Raw genomic sequence first — 14,691 nt, forward strand, 5'->3', positions numbered from 1 at the left:
GCCCCCCGCGGCCCCCGCGCCCGGCCCGGCCGGGGGGGGGGGGGGGCGGCCCCCCCCCCCCCCCCCCCGGGGGGGGCCGGGGCCCCCCGGGGGCCCCCCCCGCCCCCCCCCCCCCCCCCACCACCGGAAGGGGTGAATGCGCGTAACTTTGCCGACGGGACGGCGTTCCGTTGCGATACGCGTCCGGATGATCACCCAGCGTCAACCCCGGGCCGCTCCTCGGCCGGGCCGTCGAACGGCGGGGCCGCGCGGGAAAGGCCTCAGTGGCCGGGGTGGACCCACGGGTTCGGGCGGCACTTGACGCCGTCGATCTCCAGGGACTTCGTCTGCTGCTGCATCACGGGGGCGAGGGCTCCGGGCGTGCGGCAGTTGACGTGGCCGTTGCCGAGCCGGTGTCCGACCTCGTGGTTGATGAGCATCTGACGGTAGGCGTGCATCGCCTTGGGCCCGAAGGTCTCGGAGCCCTGGGCCCAGCGGAAGGCGTTGATCATGACGCGCTCGGTGGAGGCGGAGTCGCAGGAGACGTTGTCGACAGTGGTGTCGAGCCCCGACTTGGCGCACCATTTCGCCGTCGTCCCGGGGCTGGCGAGGGTCACCACGAACTCCGGCTCCCCGGTCGCGATCCGCTCGAAGGCCATGGCGCCCCGGCCGGCCCAGCTGCGCGGGTCGTTCAGGGTCTTGTGGACGGCGTCGGCGAAGAGGGCGGGGTCGAGACCGATGCCCTTCTCGACGTCGATCCGGTAGCGGATCAGACGCCCCTTGCCGGGCGCCTTCCGATAGCCCGGCACGGCCTGGAACTCGCCGTTGCCGGTGAGCTTCGGGTCGATCGGGAACTGGCGGGTCATGAGCTGCTCGTACGTCGGCGCGGACGTCCTGCGAGGGGCTGGGGCGGCCGGCGGGGTCCTGGGCACGGACCGCCCGTCGGAGCGCGAGGCGGTGTCGTCGGAGACGCGTCCCCCGGCGGCCTCGGCGGCGCGCGCGGCGCCCGGGCCCTTCTGCCGTTCGGCGACCTGTCCGGCGACGACGACGGCGAGGACGGTGGTGACGGCGGCGGCCGCGATCCCCGCGTAGGTGAGGCCGCGCCCCCGGCCGGTGCGGCCGTCGGCCCCGTCGCGGCCGTCGGTCTCCTGGCGACCTGCGTCGGCGGGTCCCTGGGGGGCGCTGTCCGTGCGCGGGCCGGGGACGGACCCGGCCCGGCGGCCGGACGCCCCGGCGGCGCCCGGACCGGCCGCGGGGGTACGGGGCGTCGCGCGCCGCACCGGCGGAGGGGCACCGCCCTCGTCGTGGGCCGGGTGCCCGCCACGCACCGGGCCGCCGTGCGCGGAAGGACGCGCGTCCCGGGCACCGCCCGGCACGGAGCCGTACGCGGGAGTGCCGTGGGCGGGAGTGCCGTACGCCGGGGTCCCGTGTGCGGGCGTCCCCTGCGCCGGGGTGCCGTACGCGCCGGGCGCGGGGCGCGCGGCCGGCGCCCCGTACGGGCGGGGGTTCTGCGCCGGGGCGGCCTGGGGCTCCCGGTCGGCCGGGCTCTGCGGCTTGCGGCGCCTGCCCGTTCCGGTGCCCTCTTCCACGACGGGCACGCGGCCGGTGTCGGAGAGCGAGGGCGCGGCGCCCTTGCGGCTGTGTCGTCCCACGCCCCGGATCAGCTCCCGCCGTGGTCGGCGATCAGTTCCCGGGCGGCCTGCGCGACCGTCTCGGGGTACTCCATCATCGCCACGTGCCCCGCGTCGGGGAGGGTCAGCAGACGCGAGCCCCGGAAGGCGGCGGCGGCCCGCCGGGCCATCCGGTACGAGACGAGCCGGTCGCGCCGCCCGTACACGAGGAGCGTCGGGGCGAGGACCCGCTCCGCCTGGCGCCACAGGCCCTGCTGGCCGCCCAGGGTGTAGGCGTCCACGATGCCGCGCGAGGAGCGGGCCATGACGTCCCAGAAGTACGGGAGCGCCATGCGGCGCTCCATCTCCTCGACGGCGTGCCGCAGTCCTTCGTCGGTGACGCGGCCCGGGTCCCCGTAGCAGAGGCCGAGGACGCCGCGGACCCGCTGCTCGGCCGTCCAGTCCCGGGTGAGCCGGGAGAAGAGGGGGGCGATGCCGGGGAGGGCGAGGAGCGCTGTCGGCCAGGCGCCGCGCTGGGCGCGCAGTTCGGGCAGGGCCGGGGAGATCAGGGTGAGGGTGCGCACCAGGTCCGGGCGGACGGCCGCGACGCGGGTGGCGACGGCGCCGCCCAGCGAGTTGCCGAAGAGGTGGACGGGGCCGCGGCCGCCGGCGTCCAGCAGCCGGATGACGGCCCGGGCGTGCCCGGTGACCGAGTAGTTGCCGTCGTCGGGCGGCGGGGAGTCGCCGAAGCCGGGCAGGTCGACGGCCTCGCCGTCCACGGTGTCCGCGAGCAGCGGCATCAGGGTCGACCAGTTCAGCGAGGAACCGCCGAGGCCGTGGACGTACAGGGCGGGCGGCAGACCGGGCCGGTCGCCGGGGCGGGCCCGCACGGTGAGCGTGAGCCCGGGGAGCGCGACGGAGCGCAGTTCCTCGCCGTCGGCGACCCGTACGGTGCGGATCCGGGACGCCGGGGGCGCGGCGGCGCTCCGGGTTTCCGGCAGCTCGGTCGAGGACATGGCCGCAATATTACGAGACGATCACGCGGCGGCGCGTGTGGGTGCGGTCACACGCGCGTGTGCGGAGGGGCGTTCCTGCTCATACGCTCGATGAGAGGGGCCGTCGCACCGGCCCGCCGCTCCCGTGCCGGAAGGAAGCGCATGACTGTCGATCCGACCGAGCCGGACACCTTCGCAGAGGAAGAGGACGCCGTGCTCGACGAGGAGATCCCGGAGGCCGACGCCGCCGAGCAGCAGACCGAACTGCAGCAGCGGGAGGACGAACCGCTCACGCACGTCGCGCACGAGTCGGCGAACGAGGCGGACGCGACCGAGCAGGCGCGGGTCGTCGCGCTCGACGAGGACGACTACCGCTGAGACCGGGCACCGGCCCGGACGGCACCGTCCCCGGTGACCGAGGACGGGTTCGGGGCCGTGGCGTCCGGCGCCGGCGGACGGGGCGTCCGAGCCGTGTGACGGGTGGCCGAGGACGGTCGACCGGCGCTCCGGCGCCGGCCGGCCGGCCGCTCCGTCCGTCCTCCGCACGCAACCGGCTGTCGACCAGGGCGTCCGGTCCGTGAAATTCTGCGTTCGCACCGCGCACAGCCGCGTTACCCAAAAGTACGATGGCGGCGCGTCGCGACAGCGCGCATGGATCGATTCTTGGGAGGCCGCGTGAGCGCCATCGAGCAGACAGAGGCAGCACGCCCTCGGGGCACGCGCCTGCCGCGACGTGCCCGACGGAACCAGCTCCTCGGCGCGGCCCAGGAGGTCTTCGTCGCCCAGGGCTACCACTCGGCGGCCATGGACGACATCGCCGAGCGCGCGGGCGTCAGCAAGCCGGTGCTCTACCAGCACTTCCCCGGGAAGCTGGAGCTCTACCTGGCCCTGCTCGACCAGCACTGCGAGGCGCTCCTGCAGTCCGTGCGGACGGCGCTGGCCTCCACCACGGACAACAAGCTGAGGGTCGCGGCCACCATGGACGCGTACTTCGCGTACGTGGAGGACGAGGGCGGCGCCTTCCGGCTGGTCTTCGAGTCCGACCTCACCAACGAGCCGGCCGTGCGCGAACGCGTGGACCGGGTGAGCCTGCAGTGCGCCGAGGCGATCTCCGACGTGATCGCGGAGGACACGGGCCTGTCCAAGGACGAGTCCATGCTGCTGGCCGTGGGCCTCGGCGGCGTCTCGCAGGTCGTCGCCCGCTACTGGCTGTCCAGCGAGTCCCCGATCCCCCGCGACAAGGCGGTGGCGCTGCTGACCTCGCTCGCCTGGCGCGGCATCGCCGGTTTCCCGCTGCACCCGTCGGAAGGCCAGCTGAGCGCCGAGGGTCACTGACCCTTCCGGACCCTCCCCGCCGGGGACATTCCCGCCGGCTGTTCGCTCCTGGCGTGCTGCGGCTGAGCCGTGCGCGTCCCCTCACCGGGCTAATGTGTGCAGCGTACGGCGCGGCAACCGCGCAACGCTGACCGTTCGGAGGGACATAGCCGTGGAGGTCAAGATCGGCGTGCAGCACGCACCCCGGGAGATCGTTCTGGAGAGCGGGCAGTCCGCCGAGGAGGTCGAGCGCGCGGTGGCCGACGCGCTGGCCGGCAAGGCGCAGCTGCTCAGCCTCTCGGACGAGAAGGGCCGCAAGGTCCTGGTCCCGGCCGAGAAGATCGCGTACGTGGAGCTCGGTGAGCCCGCGGTGCGCCGGGTGGGCTTCGGCGCGCTCTGAACCCCGATCCCGGCCCGGTCCGTGGATCCGCACGGAAAAAGGCCCGGTGGACCGTCTCGGTCCGCCGGGCCTTTTTCCGTCGGCGCCCGTGCGCCGCTCGGGGCGCGAAAGCGCCGGGTTCGTCCGGGTGTCCCCCTTTTGCCGCGTTCGGCCACGTCAGGGCGTACGGGGAGGATTGCCCTCGGAACGCGAAGGGTAGGTACGGCTGTGACCGCACCACCCGCCCCGCACCACTCGCGAGGTGATCCACCGTGTTCCTGGAAGCCCTCGGTTCCGCGCTGCTCGGTTTCGCCCTGGCCTGGGTGTTCGCGCATCGCCTGGCCGACCGCCTCCCCGCCCGGGGGATCGTTCTCGCCGCCGGCCCGCTCGGCGGGGTCTTCGGGGCGCTGGTGACGCACGGGGCGCTGGGCCCCGGTCACTTCCTGGCCACCCTCGTCGGGGCGGTCGCGGTGGCGGCGGTGCTGCTGTCGCTGCTGGTGCGCCCGTCGTCACGGCGGCTGCGCCGATCAGCCGGCCTCGGCCGGGGCGTGAACGGCGCCGCCCGTCCGTACCACCTCTGACGTCCGTCCGTGCGGAGCGCGCTCCGCACGGACCACTTCCCGGGCGGCGTACCGCTGCTGACGGGCCGTACCGGATCGCTGCCGAAGCTCCGGGGCGGTCGTCACCGCCGCCGCGGTCCGCTTCCCCGGTACGGGCCGGAGGGCCGTCCGGAGTCCCGCGACACGGCCCCCGGGGGCTCCGGCGGTCCTACGCGGCGAGGCCCAGCGCGGCCATCCGCTTGGTGTGCGCCTCGGTGATGCGGGAGAACATCCGGCCGACCTCCGCGAGGTCGAAGCCGTCGGCCACCCCGCCGACCAGCATGGTCGAGAGGGCGTCCCGCTCGGCCACGACGCGCTGCGCCTGCGAGAGGGCCTCGCCCATCAGGCGGCGCGCCCAGAGCGCGAGGCGTCCGCCGACCCGCGGGTCGGCGTCGATCGCGGCGCGGACCTTCTCCACGGCGAAGTTGCCGTGGCCGGTGTCGTCGAGGACGGAGAGCACCAGGGCGCGGGTGTCGGAGTCGAGCCGGGCGGCGACCTCCCGGTAGAAGTCACTGGCGATCGAATCGCCGACGTAGGCCTTGACCAGGCCCTCCAGCCAGTCGGACGGGGCGGTCTGGCGGTGGAAGTCGTCGAGCGCCTTGGCGAAGGGCTCCATCGCGGCGGTCGGCTCGGCGTCGACGGCGGTGAGCCGGTCGCGGAGCCGCTCGAAGTGGTGGAACTCGGCGGAGGCCATCTTCGCCAGCTCGGCCTTGTCCGCGAGGGTCGGCGCCAGCTTGGCGTCCTCGGCCAGCCGCTCGAAGGCCGCCAGCTCGCCGTAGGCGAGGGCGCCGAGGAGGTCGATCACGGCGGCCCGGTACTGCGGCTCGGCGGATGCCGTCGCCCAGTCCTTGGCGGCGATCCCGGTGGGTGTGGCGTTGTCAGGCGTCTCCATGCAGCGCACAATAGCCCGCCCGCACGGCGCCCGAAGGCCCTGGTCAGTCAGTGTGACCGTGCCCTCATCCCGTTTTCTCCCAACACACCTGCGCGATTCCGGGGTACAGTGATAAAGCGCCTGCTGAGTATGCGGACATGCTTTCGCGTGTTCGGACGTATTCGGTGGGCCGACTCATGAATGAGGATGCCCGGTCGGTGGCCCGATCGGCTCCGGCCCGACAGCCCTTCCGGCGGACCCGCGGAAGGGTCACCCTCAGCGGTACGACGCTCGAGCGACGGCAGTGGTCCCGTGTCACCCGGCAGTGATCTTCCCGATCCGGCCCGGAAGCGTCCCGGCACGGTGAGACCCCCTTCGTTCGCCTCGTCCCGCGTCTCACAGAAGAGGCAGCACCCTGACTACGACTTTCCGAGAGCTCGGAATCCTCCCCGAGACGGCCGAGGCCCTTGAGGCCGTCGGCATCGTCACCCCCTTCCCCATCCAGGAGATGACCCTGCCGGTCGCCCTCACCGGCACCGATGTCATCGGCCAGGCCAAGACCGGCACGGGCAAGACCCTCGGCTTCGGTCTGCCGATCCTGGAGCGCGTCACCGTCCCCAGCGACGTGGAGGCCGGCCGCGCCACGCCCGAGCAGCTGACCGACGCCCCGCAGGCGCTCGTCGTCGTGCCCACCCGCGAGCTGTGCCAGCAGGTCACCAACGACCTGCTGACCGCCGGCAAGGTGCGCAACGTCCGCGTGCTCGCCATCTACGGCGGCCGGGCGTACGAGCCCCAGGTCGAGGCGCTGAAGAAGGGCGTCGACGTCGTCGTCGGCACCCCCGGCCGTCTGCTCGACCTGGCGGGCCAGCGCAAGCTCGACCTCTCCCACGTCAAGGTCCTCGTCCTGGACGAGGCGGACGAGATGCTCGACCTGGGCTTCCTGCCCGACGTCGAGAAGATCATGAACATGCTGCCGCCGAAGCGTCAGACCATGCTGTTCTCGGCCACCATGCCGGGCGCGGTCATCGGCCTCGCCCGCCGCTACATGTCGCAGCCGACGCACATTCGCGCCACCTCGCCCGACGGCGAGGGCGTGACCGTCGCCAACATCAAGCAGCACGTCTACCGCGCGCACAACATGGACAAGCCGGAGATGGTCTCCCGCATCCTGCAGGCCAACGGCCGCGGGCTCGCGATGATCTTCTGCCGCACCAAGCGCACGGCCGCCGACATCGCCGAGCAGCTGGAGCGTCGCGGCTTCGCCTCCGGCGCGGTCCACGGCGACCTCGGCCAGGGCGCCCGCGAGCAGGCGCTGCGCGCCTTCCGCAACGGCAAGGTCGATGTGCTCGTCTGCACCGACGTCGCCGCGCGTGGCATCGACGTCGAGGGCGTCACGCACGTCATCAACTACCAGTCGCCGGAGGACGAGAAGACGTTCCTCCACCGCGTGGGCCGCACCGGCCGCGCGGGTGCGAAGGGTACGGCGGTGACGCTGGTCGACTGGGACGACATCCCGCGCTGGCAGCTCATCAACAAGGCGCTCGGTCTGGACTTCCACGACCCGGTCGAGACCTACTCGAGCTCCCCGCACCTGTTCGAGGAGCTGGACATCCCGGCGGGCACCAAGGGCATCCTGCCCCGCGCCGAGCGGACCCGTGCGGGTCTGGGCGCGGAGGAGCTGGAGGACCTGGGCGAGCCGGGCGGCCGGCGCGGCCGCGGTGGCCGCGAGCAGAAGCCGGCGGCCGAGGAGCGTCCGGAGGAGCGCACGCGGACCCCGCGCCAGCGTCGCCGGACCCGGGGCGGCGGCGGCACCCTCGCCGACGCGCCCGCGACGGCCGACGCCACGGTGACGGCCGCTCCGGCGGAGGCCCCCGCGGCTCCCGCCGAGGAGGCTCCGGCCGGTCCCCGTACCCCGCGCCGCCGTCGCCGTACGCGCGGCGCCGGTACGGGCACGGTGCCGGTGGCCCACGCCGCCACGCCCGCCGCCCCCGTCAAGGAGACCGCTTCGGTGGCTCCGGCGGTGGAGACCCCGCGGACCGAGGTACGCCAGGTGATCGAGGCCCCGCAGGCCGCCGAGGCACCGAAGGCCACCGAGGACCGCAAGACCGCCGAGGCACCGAGCACCGAGGCTGTCCGGAAGCCCGAGGCCGCCGAGGCCCCGGTCGACGAGCAGTCGAAGCGGGCCCCGCGCCGCCGCGGCCGGACCGCCCGCCCGGAGGCCCCCGCGGCCCCGGCCGCCGAGGTCGTGGCGCCCGCGCCGCGCCGCCGCCGGCCGCGCATCGTGCGCCCGGCGGAGGACACCGTGTCCTTCCAGACGGTCGAGACCGCCGCCGCGGCGCTGCGTGCGGAGGCCGCTGCCGCCGCCGCGGCTCGTACGGAGGCGCCGAAGGCCGCCGCCGAGGCACCGCAGGCCGTCCGGGCCCAGACGCCGGCCCAGGCCCAGGCACCGGCGGAGGAGGCCCCGAAGGCCCCGCGCACCCGCCGTGCCGCCCGCCGCGCCGCCGGCTCCCCCGTGACCGCCACCGCGCCGGCCGAGGCCGCCGTCGTGACGGAGACCGCCGAGGCACCGGTGGAAGAGGCTCCGAAGGCCCCGCGCACCCGCCGCACCGCGCGCCGCGCCGCCGGCTCCCCGGTCACCACGACCGCGCCGGCCGAGGTCATCGTCGTGGCGTCCGCCCCGGAGCAGGCCGCTCCCGAGCAGGAGGCCGTCGCCGAGGTCCCGGCGCCGCGCACCCGTCGTACCGCCAAGAAGGCCGTCGCCGCGGAGGTCACCGAGGCACCCGAGGCCACCGAGGAAGCCCCCAGGACCACGCGCCGCCGCACCACCAAGAAGGCCGTCGCCGCCGACGTCACCGAGGCACCCGAAGTCACCGAGGAAGCCCCCAAGACCACCCGGCGCCGCACCACCAAGAAGGCCGTCGCCGCCGACGTCACCGAGGCACCCGAGGCCACCGAGGAAGCCCCCAAGACCACGCGCCGCCGCACCACCAAGAAGGCCGTCGCCGCCGACGTCACCGAGGCACCCGAAGTCACCGAGGAAGCCCCCAAGACCACCCGGCGCCGCACCACCAAGAAGGCCGTCGCCGCCGAGGCGCCCGCCGCTTCCGAGCCCCAGACGGCGGCCCCCCGCCGCCGGGTGACGAAGAAGGCCGCCGCGGCGGAGTCCGCCCCGGTGGCGGCCGAGGAGGCCCCGAAGGCCACGCCTCGTCGCCGTACGACCAAGAAGGCGGCGGCCGAGCCGGAGAGCTGATCTCCCGCACGTCACGCGCCTCGCGGCCCGGTTCCGGATGCTCCGGAACCGGGCCGCGGCCGTGTCCGCCGGTGGGCGCGCCGCGGGTGTGCCGTCCGGTCGGGCCACGCCCGGTGGCCAGGGCTACAGTCCAGACATGAGCAAGCCCCGGACCCTCGTGCTGCCGCCCCGCACCCGTGCCCGCCGTCTCGTCACCGCGCGGGGCGACTTCGCGGTGCTCGACACCGCACCGGCGGGCGAGCGGCGCGGAACGGTCCTCCTGCTGCCGGGCTACACCGGCAGCAAGGAGGACTTCCTCGCCCTGCTCGGGCCGCTCGGCGAGGCCGGTTACCGGGCGGTGGCCGTGGACGGCCGCGGCCAGCACGAGTCGCCGGGCCCCCGGGGCCGGGCCGCCTACCGGCGACGGGCACTCGCCCTCGACACGGCGGCGCAGGCCGGGGCCCTCGGCAACGGTCCGGTGCACCTGCTCGGCCACTCCTTCGGCGGTCTCGTGGCCCGCTCGGCCGCCACCCTCGCGCCGGACGCCTTCCTGTCGCTCACCCTGCTGTCCTCGGGGCCCGGCCGGGTGGCACGGGCCCAGCGGATCCGGGTCCGCGCCCTGCGGGGCGCCCTCGCCGTCCTGCCGAAGGAACAGGTGTGGGCGGCGACGCGCTGGCTCGACAGCCGGGGCGAGGAACCCGAGGCGGCCGACCCCCCGGAGATCGTGGGTTTCCTGCGGCGCCGCTGGATGCGGACGCGGATCTCCCAGCTGGCGGGGGCGGGGCGGCTGCTGCTGCGGGACCCGGACGGTACGGCGGAACTCGCCGCCCTGCGGATGCCGCTGCACATCGTCTACGGCTCCGACGAGATGGTCTGGCCGCCGGCCGAGCTGGCGGCCGCGGCGGCCCGTACGGGGGCGCACCACACGGTTCTGCCGGGCGCGGGCCACTCCCCCAACGTCTCGCATCCGAAGGAGCTGGCCGACCGTCTGACGGCGTTCTGGCAGCGGGCCGACGCCCCCGTCCGGGTGGGTACGGCCCCCTGAGGCCTTCGGCGCCCTGGGACGTCCGGTGCCCGGAACGCCGCCGTCAGTACTGTGACCGGAGGTGCTGCCAGAAGCCGTCGCGCAGCGCCCGCCGCAGGGCGGCGTGGCCGCGCAGTGAGCGGCTGAGCAGCCCCTCGGCCTCCATCAGGAGATCTTGGTCGACGGGCCCGGGGAGGTAGGGATCACCGGGCAGGAGCTCGGCGAGCTGGTCCCGGCCCCGTTCGGCGAGCCAGGTGGCGGCGATCCGGGCGCCGATGAAGCGGACCTCGTCGCGGGAGGGCGGGGGCTCGCCCTCGTTCTCGTACATCGTGACGGGCCGGCGGGTCACGTACGGCCGGCAGAAGTCGAGGTCGAAGGTGCGCTGGCTGTCGACCTCCCAGAGCAGTGCCTCGGCCTGGTTGCGGCCCTCGGCGGCCTCGATGCCCCAGAGGTGCACGCGGGCCCCGTAGCCCTGCGCGGCCTCCACGGCGGAGACCAGGTCCTCGTCGCCGCCGACGAGCGCCGCGTCGCTGATGGCACGGTGGCGGGCGAGGGACTCCAGATCGCTGCGGATGAGGGAGTCGACGCCCTTCTGCTGGTTGTTGGCGTTGAGGTTGCCGAGGCGGACCTTGACGTCGGGGAGTTCCGCGATGGCCTGCTGCTCGGGGGTGTGGATGCGGCGGCGGGCGCCGTCGTACCAGTAGACACGCAGGAGACGGCTGTCCGCGAAGATCGTGCGCGCCTTGTCGATGAAGGCGTCGATGAGGCCCTCGGCGTCGAGGTCGAAGGAGCGCCGGTCCTCGGTTCCCGCCACCAGCAATCCGGCCGCAGCATGGACGTAACCCGCGTCCACGAAGATGGCGTGGGTGGAGGGCGTTTTGGCGACCTCCGCCAGCATGCGCTGCAGGAGTTCGTTGGTGCGTTCCAGGCGTGCGTCGAGCGCGCGCAGGCGGGCGTCGGCGGCCGGGTCGCGGGGAGCGGAGGGAGGGGTGGGACCGGTGTCCTCGTCGCGGGCGGGGCCGGGAGGCGGTGCCGTCGGCGGGTCCGAAGGCAGGGGCGCGGCCGGGGTGGCGGAGGAGGTGGTCCGAGCGTCGTCGTTCATACGCGCCTCATTCTCCGCCGGACGCGCCCTACCCGCCAGTAGTTAGCCATCCGAAAATTTTCCTTAGCGTAAGGAATGTTTGCAGGATGCATCTCGTTGAACCCGTATGTCACACAGTTCTCCACCAGGAGGATCAACTCAGACGAAGGGAGAAGCCTGTGCGCTTCGAAATTCTGCGACTCGACGACGTCGACGGCACGCCCGTGGACAGGACCGTCGTGGACGCCGCCTCCGTCAACGGGATCGTGCAGCAGGCCGCAGCGATCGGCCAGCGCATCTGGATCCGACCCGCCGAGACCTCGGCCTTGTAACAGGCCTGACGGTCCACATAACGCACCGCGCCCCCGCGTGGACTCCGCCCAGACGGAATCCGCACGGGGGCGCAGTGGTGTCCTGGGGCGGGGCGCGGACGGGAGCCCGCGCGGGTCAGGCGCCCCGGATCACCTGGGTGACGCCGTTGATGATCTGCTGCACGGCGATGGCCGAGAGCATCATGCCGGCGAGGCGCGTCACGAGCACCACGCCTCCGTCCTTGATGACCCGGATGATCAGCAGCGAGTAGCGCATGGTCAGCCAGAGGACGAGGTGCATGGCCACGATGGCCGCCCAGACGGAGATCTGCGCGCTCGCGCTGTCCGCGTGCTGCACGGCGAGGATCACGGACACGATCGCGCCCGGCCCGGCGAGGAGCGGCATGCCGAGCGGGACGAGCGCGACGTTCACGTCCTTGGTCTGCTTGGGCTCGTCGGTCTTTCCGGTGAGCAGGTCGAGCGCGATGAGCAGGAGCAGCAGGCCGCCCGCGATCATCAGGGCGGGGACGGAGACGTGCAGGTAGGCGAGGATCTGCTGCCCGAGGATGCCGAAGACGGTGATGACGCCGAACGCCACGGCGACGGCCTGCCACGCCATCCGGCGCTGCACCTTGGTGGCGCGGCCGGAGGTCAGGGCGAGGAAGATCGGGGTGATTCCCGGGGGATCCATGATCACGAAGAGGGTCAGGAAGAGCGAGCCGAAGACGGCGACGTCGAACACGGTGGGGTGCCTTGCGGGGAGAGGTGGATCGGTTGCGGAGGACGCCCCCACCGTCGGAATCTGTGATTCCGCCGTAGGGGCGCGCGTGCCCGCCACAGGCGAGCAAGGGCGTGTGCCGCCTTGCTCACCGGCGTCGAGCGGACATGAAGCTGTACGGGGCGGGGCGGGGTGCCGCGGGACCCGTGGGGTGGGCGCTGCGGACCGGGAGCGCCGTGGCCCTGACGTCCGGGCAGCCGCCCCGCGAACGGGCCGGGTGCCGTCCGTCACGAGCCGCGAGGCCCTGCCGGACGGCAGCCCGAGCGGGTCCGTGGCGAGGTCGCGGGGCCGGAAGGCCCGTACGAACCCGCCCGCCGAGCCGGGAGCCCGGAGGCCCGTACGGACCGGCCACCGGAGTCCGAGGACCCGTGCGCCACCCATCGATCGAGCCGACCGGCCGCCTGCCGGGCGCACGGCCCGTCCGGCGGACCCGACCGCAAGCCCGACGAGCGGACCGGCATCCGAGCCACCCTGGGCCTCGACCGGGGAGCCGCCCGGGGTAACCCGCCGGAAACCCGAGTCCGTCGCCGTACCGGACGACGGGGCTACGGGCCGACCCGCGACCGCCGGGGTTCGCTCCCTCGGCGCGATGGGGGGTCGACCGCCAGGTTGTCCCGGAGGCCCGTACGCACCGACCGACCGAGCCGGCCTGGTGACCGGATCGCGCTCGCGTCCCGGTCACGCCGGTCCGGCCGGAGCCGGGCGTCGCGGCCGTACGGCGCCCGAAGGGGCGACCCGCCCCGCCGGAGGCACCGCGCCCTGTGGGGCTAGGCGGCTCCCCCGGTGCCGGGGACCGGGAACGCGCCGGTGGCGCGGCGGATGATCTCGCCGTAGATCTCGGGGTCGGTGGTGTACTCGCCGAGTCCGCACGTCTTGCGGCTGCCGTGGTAGTCGCTCGAGCCCGTCGTCAGCAGACCCAGCTCCTTCGCGAGGCCCCGCAGCCGGGCGCGTGTCGGCTCGTCGTGGTCCATGTGGTCGACCTCGATGCCGTCGAGCCCCGCCTCGGCCAGCCGGGCTATCGCGGCCTCGGGGACGCACGCGCCGCGCTTGACCGCCAGGGGGTGCGCGAAGACGGTGACGCCGCCGGCCGCCTTGACCAGCCGGATCGCCTCGAAGGGGTCCAGCTCGTGCTTCCGGACGTGGGCGCGGCCGCCGTCGGCGAGCCACTGCGGCGTGAACGCGCCGGACACGTCCGGTACGACCCCGAGCTCGACGAGGGCCTCGGCGACGTGCGGGCGGCCGACGGAGCCGTCTCCGGCGATGCGGGCGACCTGGTCCCAGGTGAGGGGAACGCCGAGGTCCTGGAGCTTCTCGACCATGGCGCGGGCGCGCGGCACACGGTCGTCACGGACGAGTTCGCGCTCGGCGAGGAGCGTGGGCTCCTCCGGGTCGAAGAGGTACGCGAGCATGTGGAGGCCGATGCCGTCGAGGCGGCAGGACAGCTCGGCCCCGGTGACGAGGGTCAGGCCCTCGGGCAGGGCGGCGATCGCCTCGGCGTGGCCGCGGGTCGTGTCGTGGTCGGTGAGCGCGACGACGTCGAGGCCGGCCGCGCCGGCCTTGCGGACAAGTTCGGCCGGACTGTCGGTGCCGTCGGACGCCGTGGAGTGGGTGTGCAGATCGATGCGCACGACGCGGGACTCCAGGGGCTCGGCACGGACGGAGGGACACTCCAGCATAACGGGCGATTCGCACGCTCTTGTACGGAGCCGGTGGCGCCCACGCCTGTTACGCGGACGCCCCGTCAGGACGACCGGCCGGGCTCCCGTGGGAGCCGCCCCTGCGCTCGCGGGACGGTGCCGGCGAGGCGGCTTCGGTCGTGTCCCGGGCCTCAGGAGAGCAGTCGCGGGGTGAGCGCCCCGCAGGGCAGCAGTTCGACCTCGGCACCCGCGTCGCGCAGATCCGTCAGGACCAGCTCGTCGTACATGAGCAGGCCGGACTGCTCGGGCCAGACGATCGCCCACAGCCAGAGGCCACGCGCCTCGCCGGCGAACACGGCGCGGTCGTGCGGGGCGCCGGTGACGTGCCAGAGCGGGGTGGGTCGCCCGGCGGCGAGCACTTTCGCCTGGGGCGGTTTGTCGATGGCCATGCCGGGGCCGGGGTCGGGGCCGTCGATCCCGGCGTACCGGGCACCGAGGCCGACGCCGAGCTCCTCGGCGATCAGGAGCAGCTCGCCGATTCCGCCGAGCGGGCCGGGCCCCGAGCAGGCGACGGCGGTCGCGCGTCCGCCGCTGCGGTCGTCCCCGGCGTACGCGACACCGGTGAACAGCCAGCCGACGGGCAGCGGCCACGGCATCCAGACCGGGACGTGGGACCGGTGGACGACGACGCCGAGGGCTTCGACGCTGGGCGGGATCACGGGCTGGAGCGGATGCACCGAGCCGTGGACATCACACTGCCAGGAGTCGGCGAAGAGACCGGGCGCCCTGACCCGGCCACCGCACTTCGGGCAACTGGGTTCGCCCCTCATAGGGCTCAACGGTCCTACCCCATCCGCTCCGCGTCAAGGACGCCTCCGGATGAT

General features: G+C 74.4%; 14 protein-coding genes. 7 read left to right on the forward strand and 7 right to left on the reverse strand.

The annotated features are described in order from the left end of the window. Nucleotides 1-260 precede the first annotated feature (260 nt). Together ACFY60_RS02370 and ACFY60_RS02375 are read right to left on the reverse strand one after the other, a co-directional pair. Nucleotides 261-1,631 carry a DUF3152 domain-containing protein gene (locus ACFY60_RS02370; protein ID WP_388607464.1) on the reverse strand — a complete coding sequence of 457 codons (1,371 nt, stop codon included), beginning with the start codon at nucleotides 1,629-1,631 and terminating at the stop codon, nucleotides 261-263. Between the two features lie 8 nt (nucleotides 1,632-1,639). Beyond that, nucleotides 1,640-2,605, reverse strand: coding sequence for an alpha/beta fold hydrolase (locus ACFY60_RS02375; RefSeq protein ID WP_388607462.1), 966 nt, complete (start codon nucleotides 2,603-2,605; stop codon nucleotides 1,640-1,642). A gap of 141 nt (nucleotides 2,606-2,746) precedes the next feature. On the opposite strand from ACFY60_RS02375, the gene ACFY60_RS02380 reads away from it, so the two are divergent. From ACFY60_RS02380 to ACFY60_RS02395, 4 genes are all read left to right on the forward strand, one after another. Then, nucleotides 2,747-2,962 carry a hypothetical protein gene (locus tag ACFY60_RS02380; RefSeq protein WP_309053093.1) on the forward strand — a complete coding sequence of 72 codons (216 nt, stop codon included), beginning with the start codon at nucleotides 2,747-2,749 and terminating at the stop codon, nucleotides 2,960-2,962. A gap of 297 nt (nucleotides 2,963-3,259) precedes the next feature. Next, nucleotides 3,260-3,919 carry a TetR/AcrR family transcriptional regulator gene (locus ACFY60_RS02385; protein ID WP_309053092.1) on the forward strand — a complete coding sequence of 220 codons (660 nt, stop codon included), beginning with the start codon at nucleotides 3,260-3,262 and terminating at the stop codon, nucleotides 3,917-3,919. Between the two features lie 151 nt (nucleotides 3,920-4,070). After that, the gene (locus ACFY60_RS02390) at nucleotides 4,071-4,298 is read left to right on the forward strand and encodes a DUF3107 domain-containing protein (protein ID WP_189800025.1); all 228 of its coding nucleotides are present in this window, start codon (nucleotides 4,071-4,073) and stop codon (nucleotides 4,296-4,298) included. A 251-nt stretch (nucleotides 4,299-4,549) separates the two neighbouring features. Next, the gene (locus ACFY60_RS02395; protein WP_388607460.1) at nucleotides 4,550-4,858 is read left to right on the forward strand and encodes a hypothetical protein; all 309 of its coding nucleotides are present in this window, start codon (nucleotides 4,550-4,552) and stop codon (nucleotides 4,856-4,858) included. A 187-nt stretch (nucleotides 4,859-5,045) separates the two neighbouring features. On the opposite strand, the gene ACFY60_RS02400 is transcribed toward ACFY60_RS02395, so the two are convergent. Next, nucleotides 5,046-5,768 carry a ferritin-like fold-containing protein gene (locus ACFY60_RS02400; protein ID WP_388607457.1) on the reverse strand — a complete coding sequence of 241 codons (723 nt, stop codon included), beginning with the start codon at nucleotides 5,766-5,768 and terminating at the stop codon, nucleotides 5,046-5,048. A 487-nt stretch (nucleotides 5,769-6,255) separates the two neighbouring features. Here ACFY60_RS02400 and ACFY60_RS02405 point away from each other — a divergent pair, with 487 nt between their 5' ends. Together ACFY60_RS02405 and ACFY60_RS02410 are read left to right on the forward strand one after the other, a co-directional pair. After that, complete coding sequence (locus ACFY60_RS02405) at nucleotides 6,256-8,997, forward strand: DEAD/DEAH box helicase (RefSeq protein WP_389457079.1); 2,742 nt, start codon at nucleotides 6,256-6,258, stop codon at nucleotides 8,995-8,997. Between the two features lie 136 nt (nucleotides 8,998-9,133). Continuing rightward, nucleotides 9,134-10,021 carry an alpha/beta fold hydrolase gene (locus ACFY60_RS02410; RefSeq protein WP_388607453.1) on the forward strand — a complete coding sequence of 296 codons (888 nt, stop codon included), beginning with the start codon at nucleotides 9,134-9,136 and terminating at the stop codon, nucleotides 10,019-10,021. Nucleotides 10,022-10,064: 43 nt separating this feature from the next. On the opposite strand, the gene ACFY60_RS02415 is transcribed toward ACFY60_RS02410, so the two are convergent. Next, nucleotides 10,065-10,898 (reverse strand): NYN domain-containing protein, encoded by an 834-nt coding sequence (locus ACFY60_RS02415; RefSeq protein WP_388608148.1) that lies wholly within the window; start codon nucleotides 10,896-10,898, stop codon nucleotides 10,065-10,067. Nucleotides 10,899-11,260: 362 nt separating this feature from the next. On the opposite strand from ACFY60_RS02415, the gene ACFY60_RS02420 reads away from it, so the two are divergent. Further along, the gene (locus tag ACFY60_RS02420; protein ID WP_309057628.1) at nucleotides 11,261-11,413 is read left to right on the forward strand and encodes a hypothetical protein; all 153 of its coding nucleotides are present in this window, start codon (nucleotides 11,261-11,263) and stop codon (nucleotides 11,411-11,413) included. A 115-nt stretch (nucleotides 11,414-11,528) separates the two neighbouring features. Here ACFY60_RS02420 and ACFY60_RS02425 read toward each other — a convergent pair whose 3' ends face one another. The 3 genes from ACFY60_RS02425 to ACFY60_RS02435 form a co-directional block, all read right to left on the reverse strand. After that, nucleotides 11,529-12,134 carry a MarC family protein gene (locus tag ACFY60_RS02425; RefSeq protein ID WP_388607451.1) on the reverse strand — a complete coding sequence of 202 codons (606 nt, stop codon included), beginning with the start codon at nucleotides 12,132-12,134 and terminating at the stop codon, nucleotides 11,529-11,531. Nucleotides 12,135-12,937: 803 nt separating this feature from the next. Further along, nucleotides 12,938-13,798 carry a PHP domain-containing protein gene (locus tag ACFY60_RS02430; protein WP_388607448.1) on the reverse strand — a complete coding sequence of 287 codons (861 nt, stop codon included), beginning with the start codon at nucleotides 13,796-13,798 and terminating at the stop codon, nucleotides 12,938-12,940. A gap of 200 nt (nucleotides 13,799-13,998) precedes the next feature. Further along, the gene (locus ACFY60_RS02435) at nucleotides 13,999-14,637 is read right to left on the reverse strand and encodes a DUF6758 family protein (RefSeq protein ID WP_388607446.1); all 639 of its coding nucleotides are present in this window, start codon (nucleotides 14,635-14,637) and stop codon (nucleotides 13,999-14,001) included. Nucleotides 14,638-14,691 lie beyond the last annotated feature (54 nt).

This window comes from Streptomyces sp. NPDC012827 (assembly GCF_042900905.1).
GTDB lineage: Bacteria > Actinomycetota > Actinomycetes > Streptomycetales > Streptomycetaceae > Streptomyces > Streptomyces gulbargensis.

Coding starts and splice junctions, on each gene's coding strand:
- ACFY60_RS02375 (WP_388607462.1), bottom strand. CDS start 2,605: ATGTCCTCGACCGAGCTGCCGGAAACCCGGAGCGCCGCCGCGCCCCCG.
- ACFY60_RS02380 (WP_309053093.1), top strand. CDS start 2,747: ATGACTGTCGATCCGACCGAGCCGGACACCTTCGCAGAGGAAGAGGAC.
- ACFY60_RS02400 (WP_388607457.1), bottom strand. CDS start 5,768: ATGGAGACGCCTGACAACGCCACACCCACCGGGATCGCCGCCAAGGAC.
- ACFY60_RS02405 (WP_389457079.1), top strand. CDS start 6,256: ATGACCCTGCCGGTCGCCCTCACCGGCACCGATGTCATCGGCCAGGCC.
- ACFY60_RS02410 (WP_388607453.1), top strand. CDS start 9,134: ATGAGCAAGCCCCGGACCCTCGTGCTGCCGCCCCGCACCCGTGCCCGC.
- ACFY60_RS02415 (WP_388608148.1), bottom strand. CDS start 10,898: ATGCTGGCGGAGGTCGCCAAAACGCCCTCCACCCACGCCATCTTCGTG.
- ACFY60_RS02435 (WP_388607446.1), bottom strand. CDS start 14,637: ATGAGGGGCGAACCCAGTTGCCCGAAGTGCGGTGGCCGGGTCAGGGCG.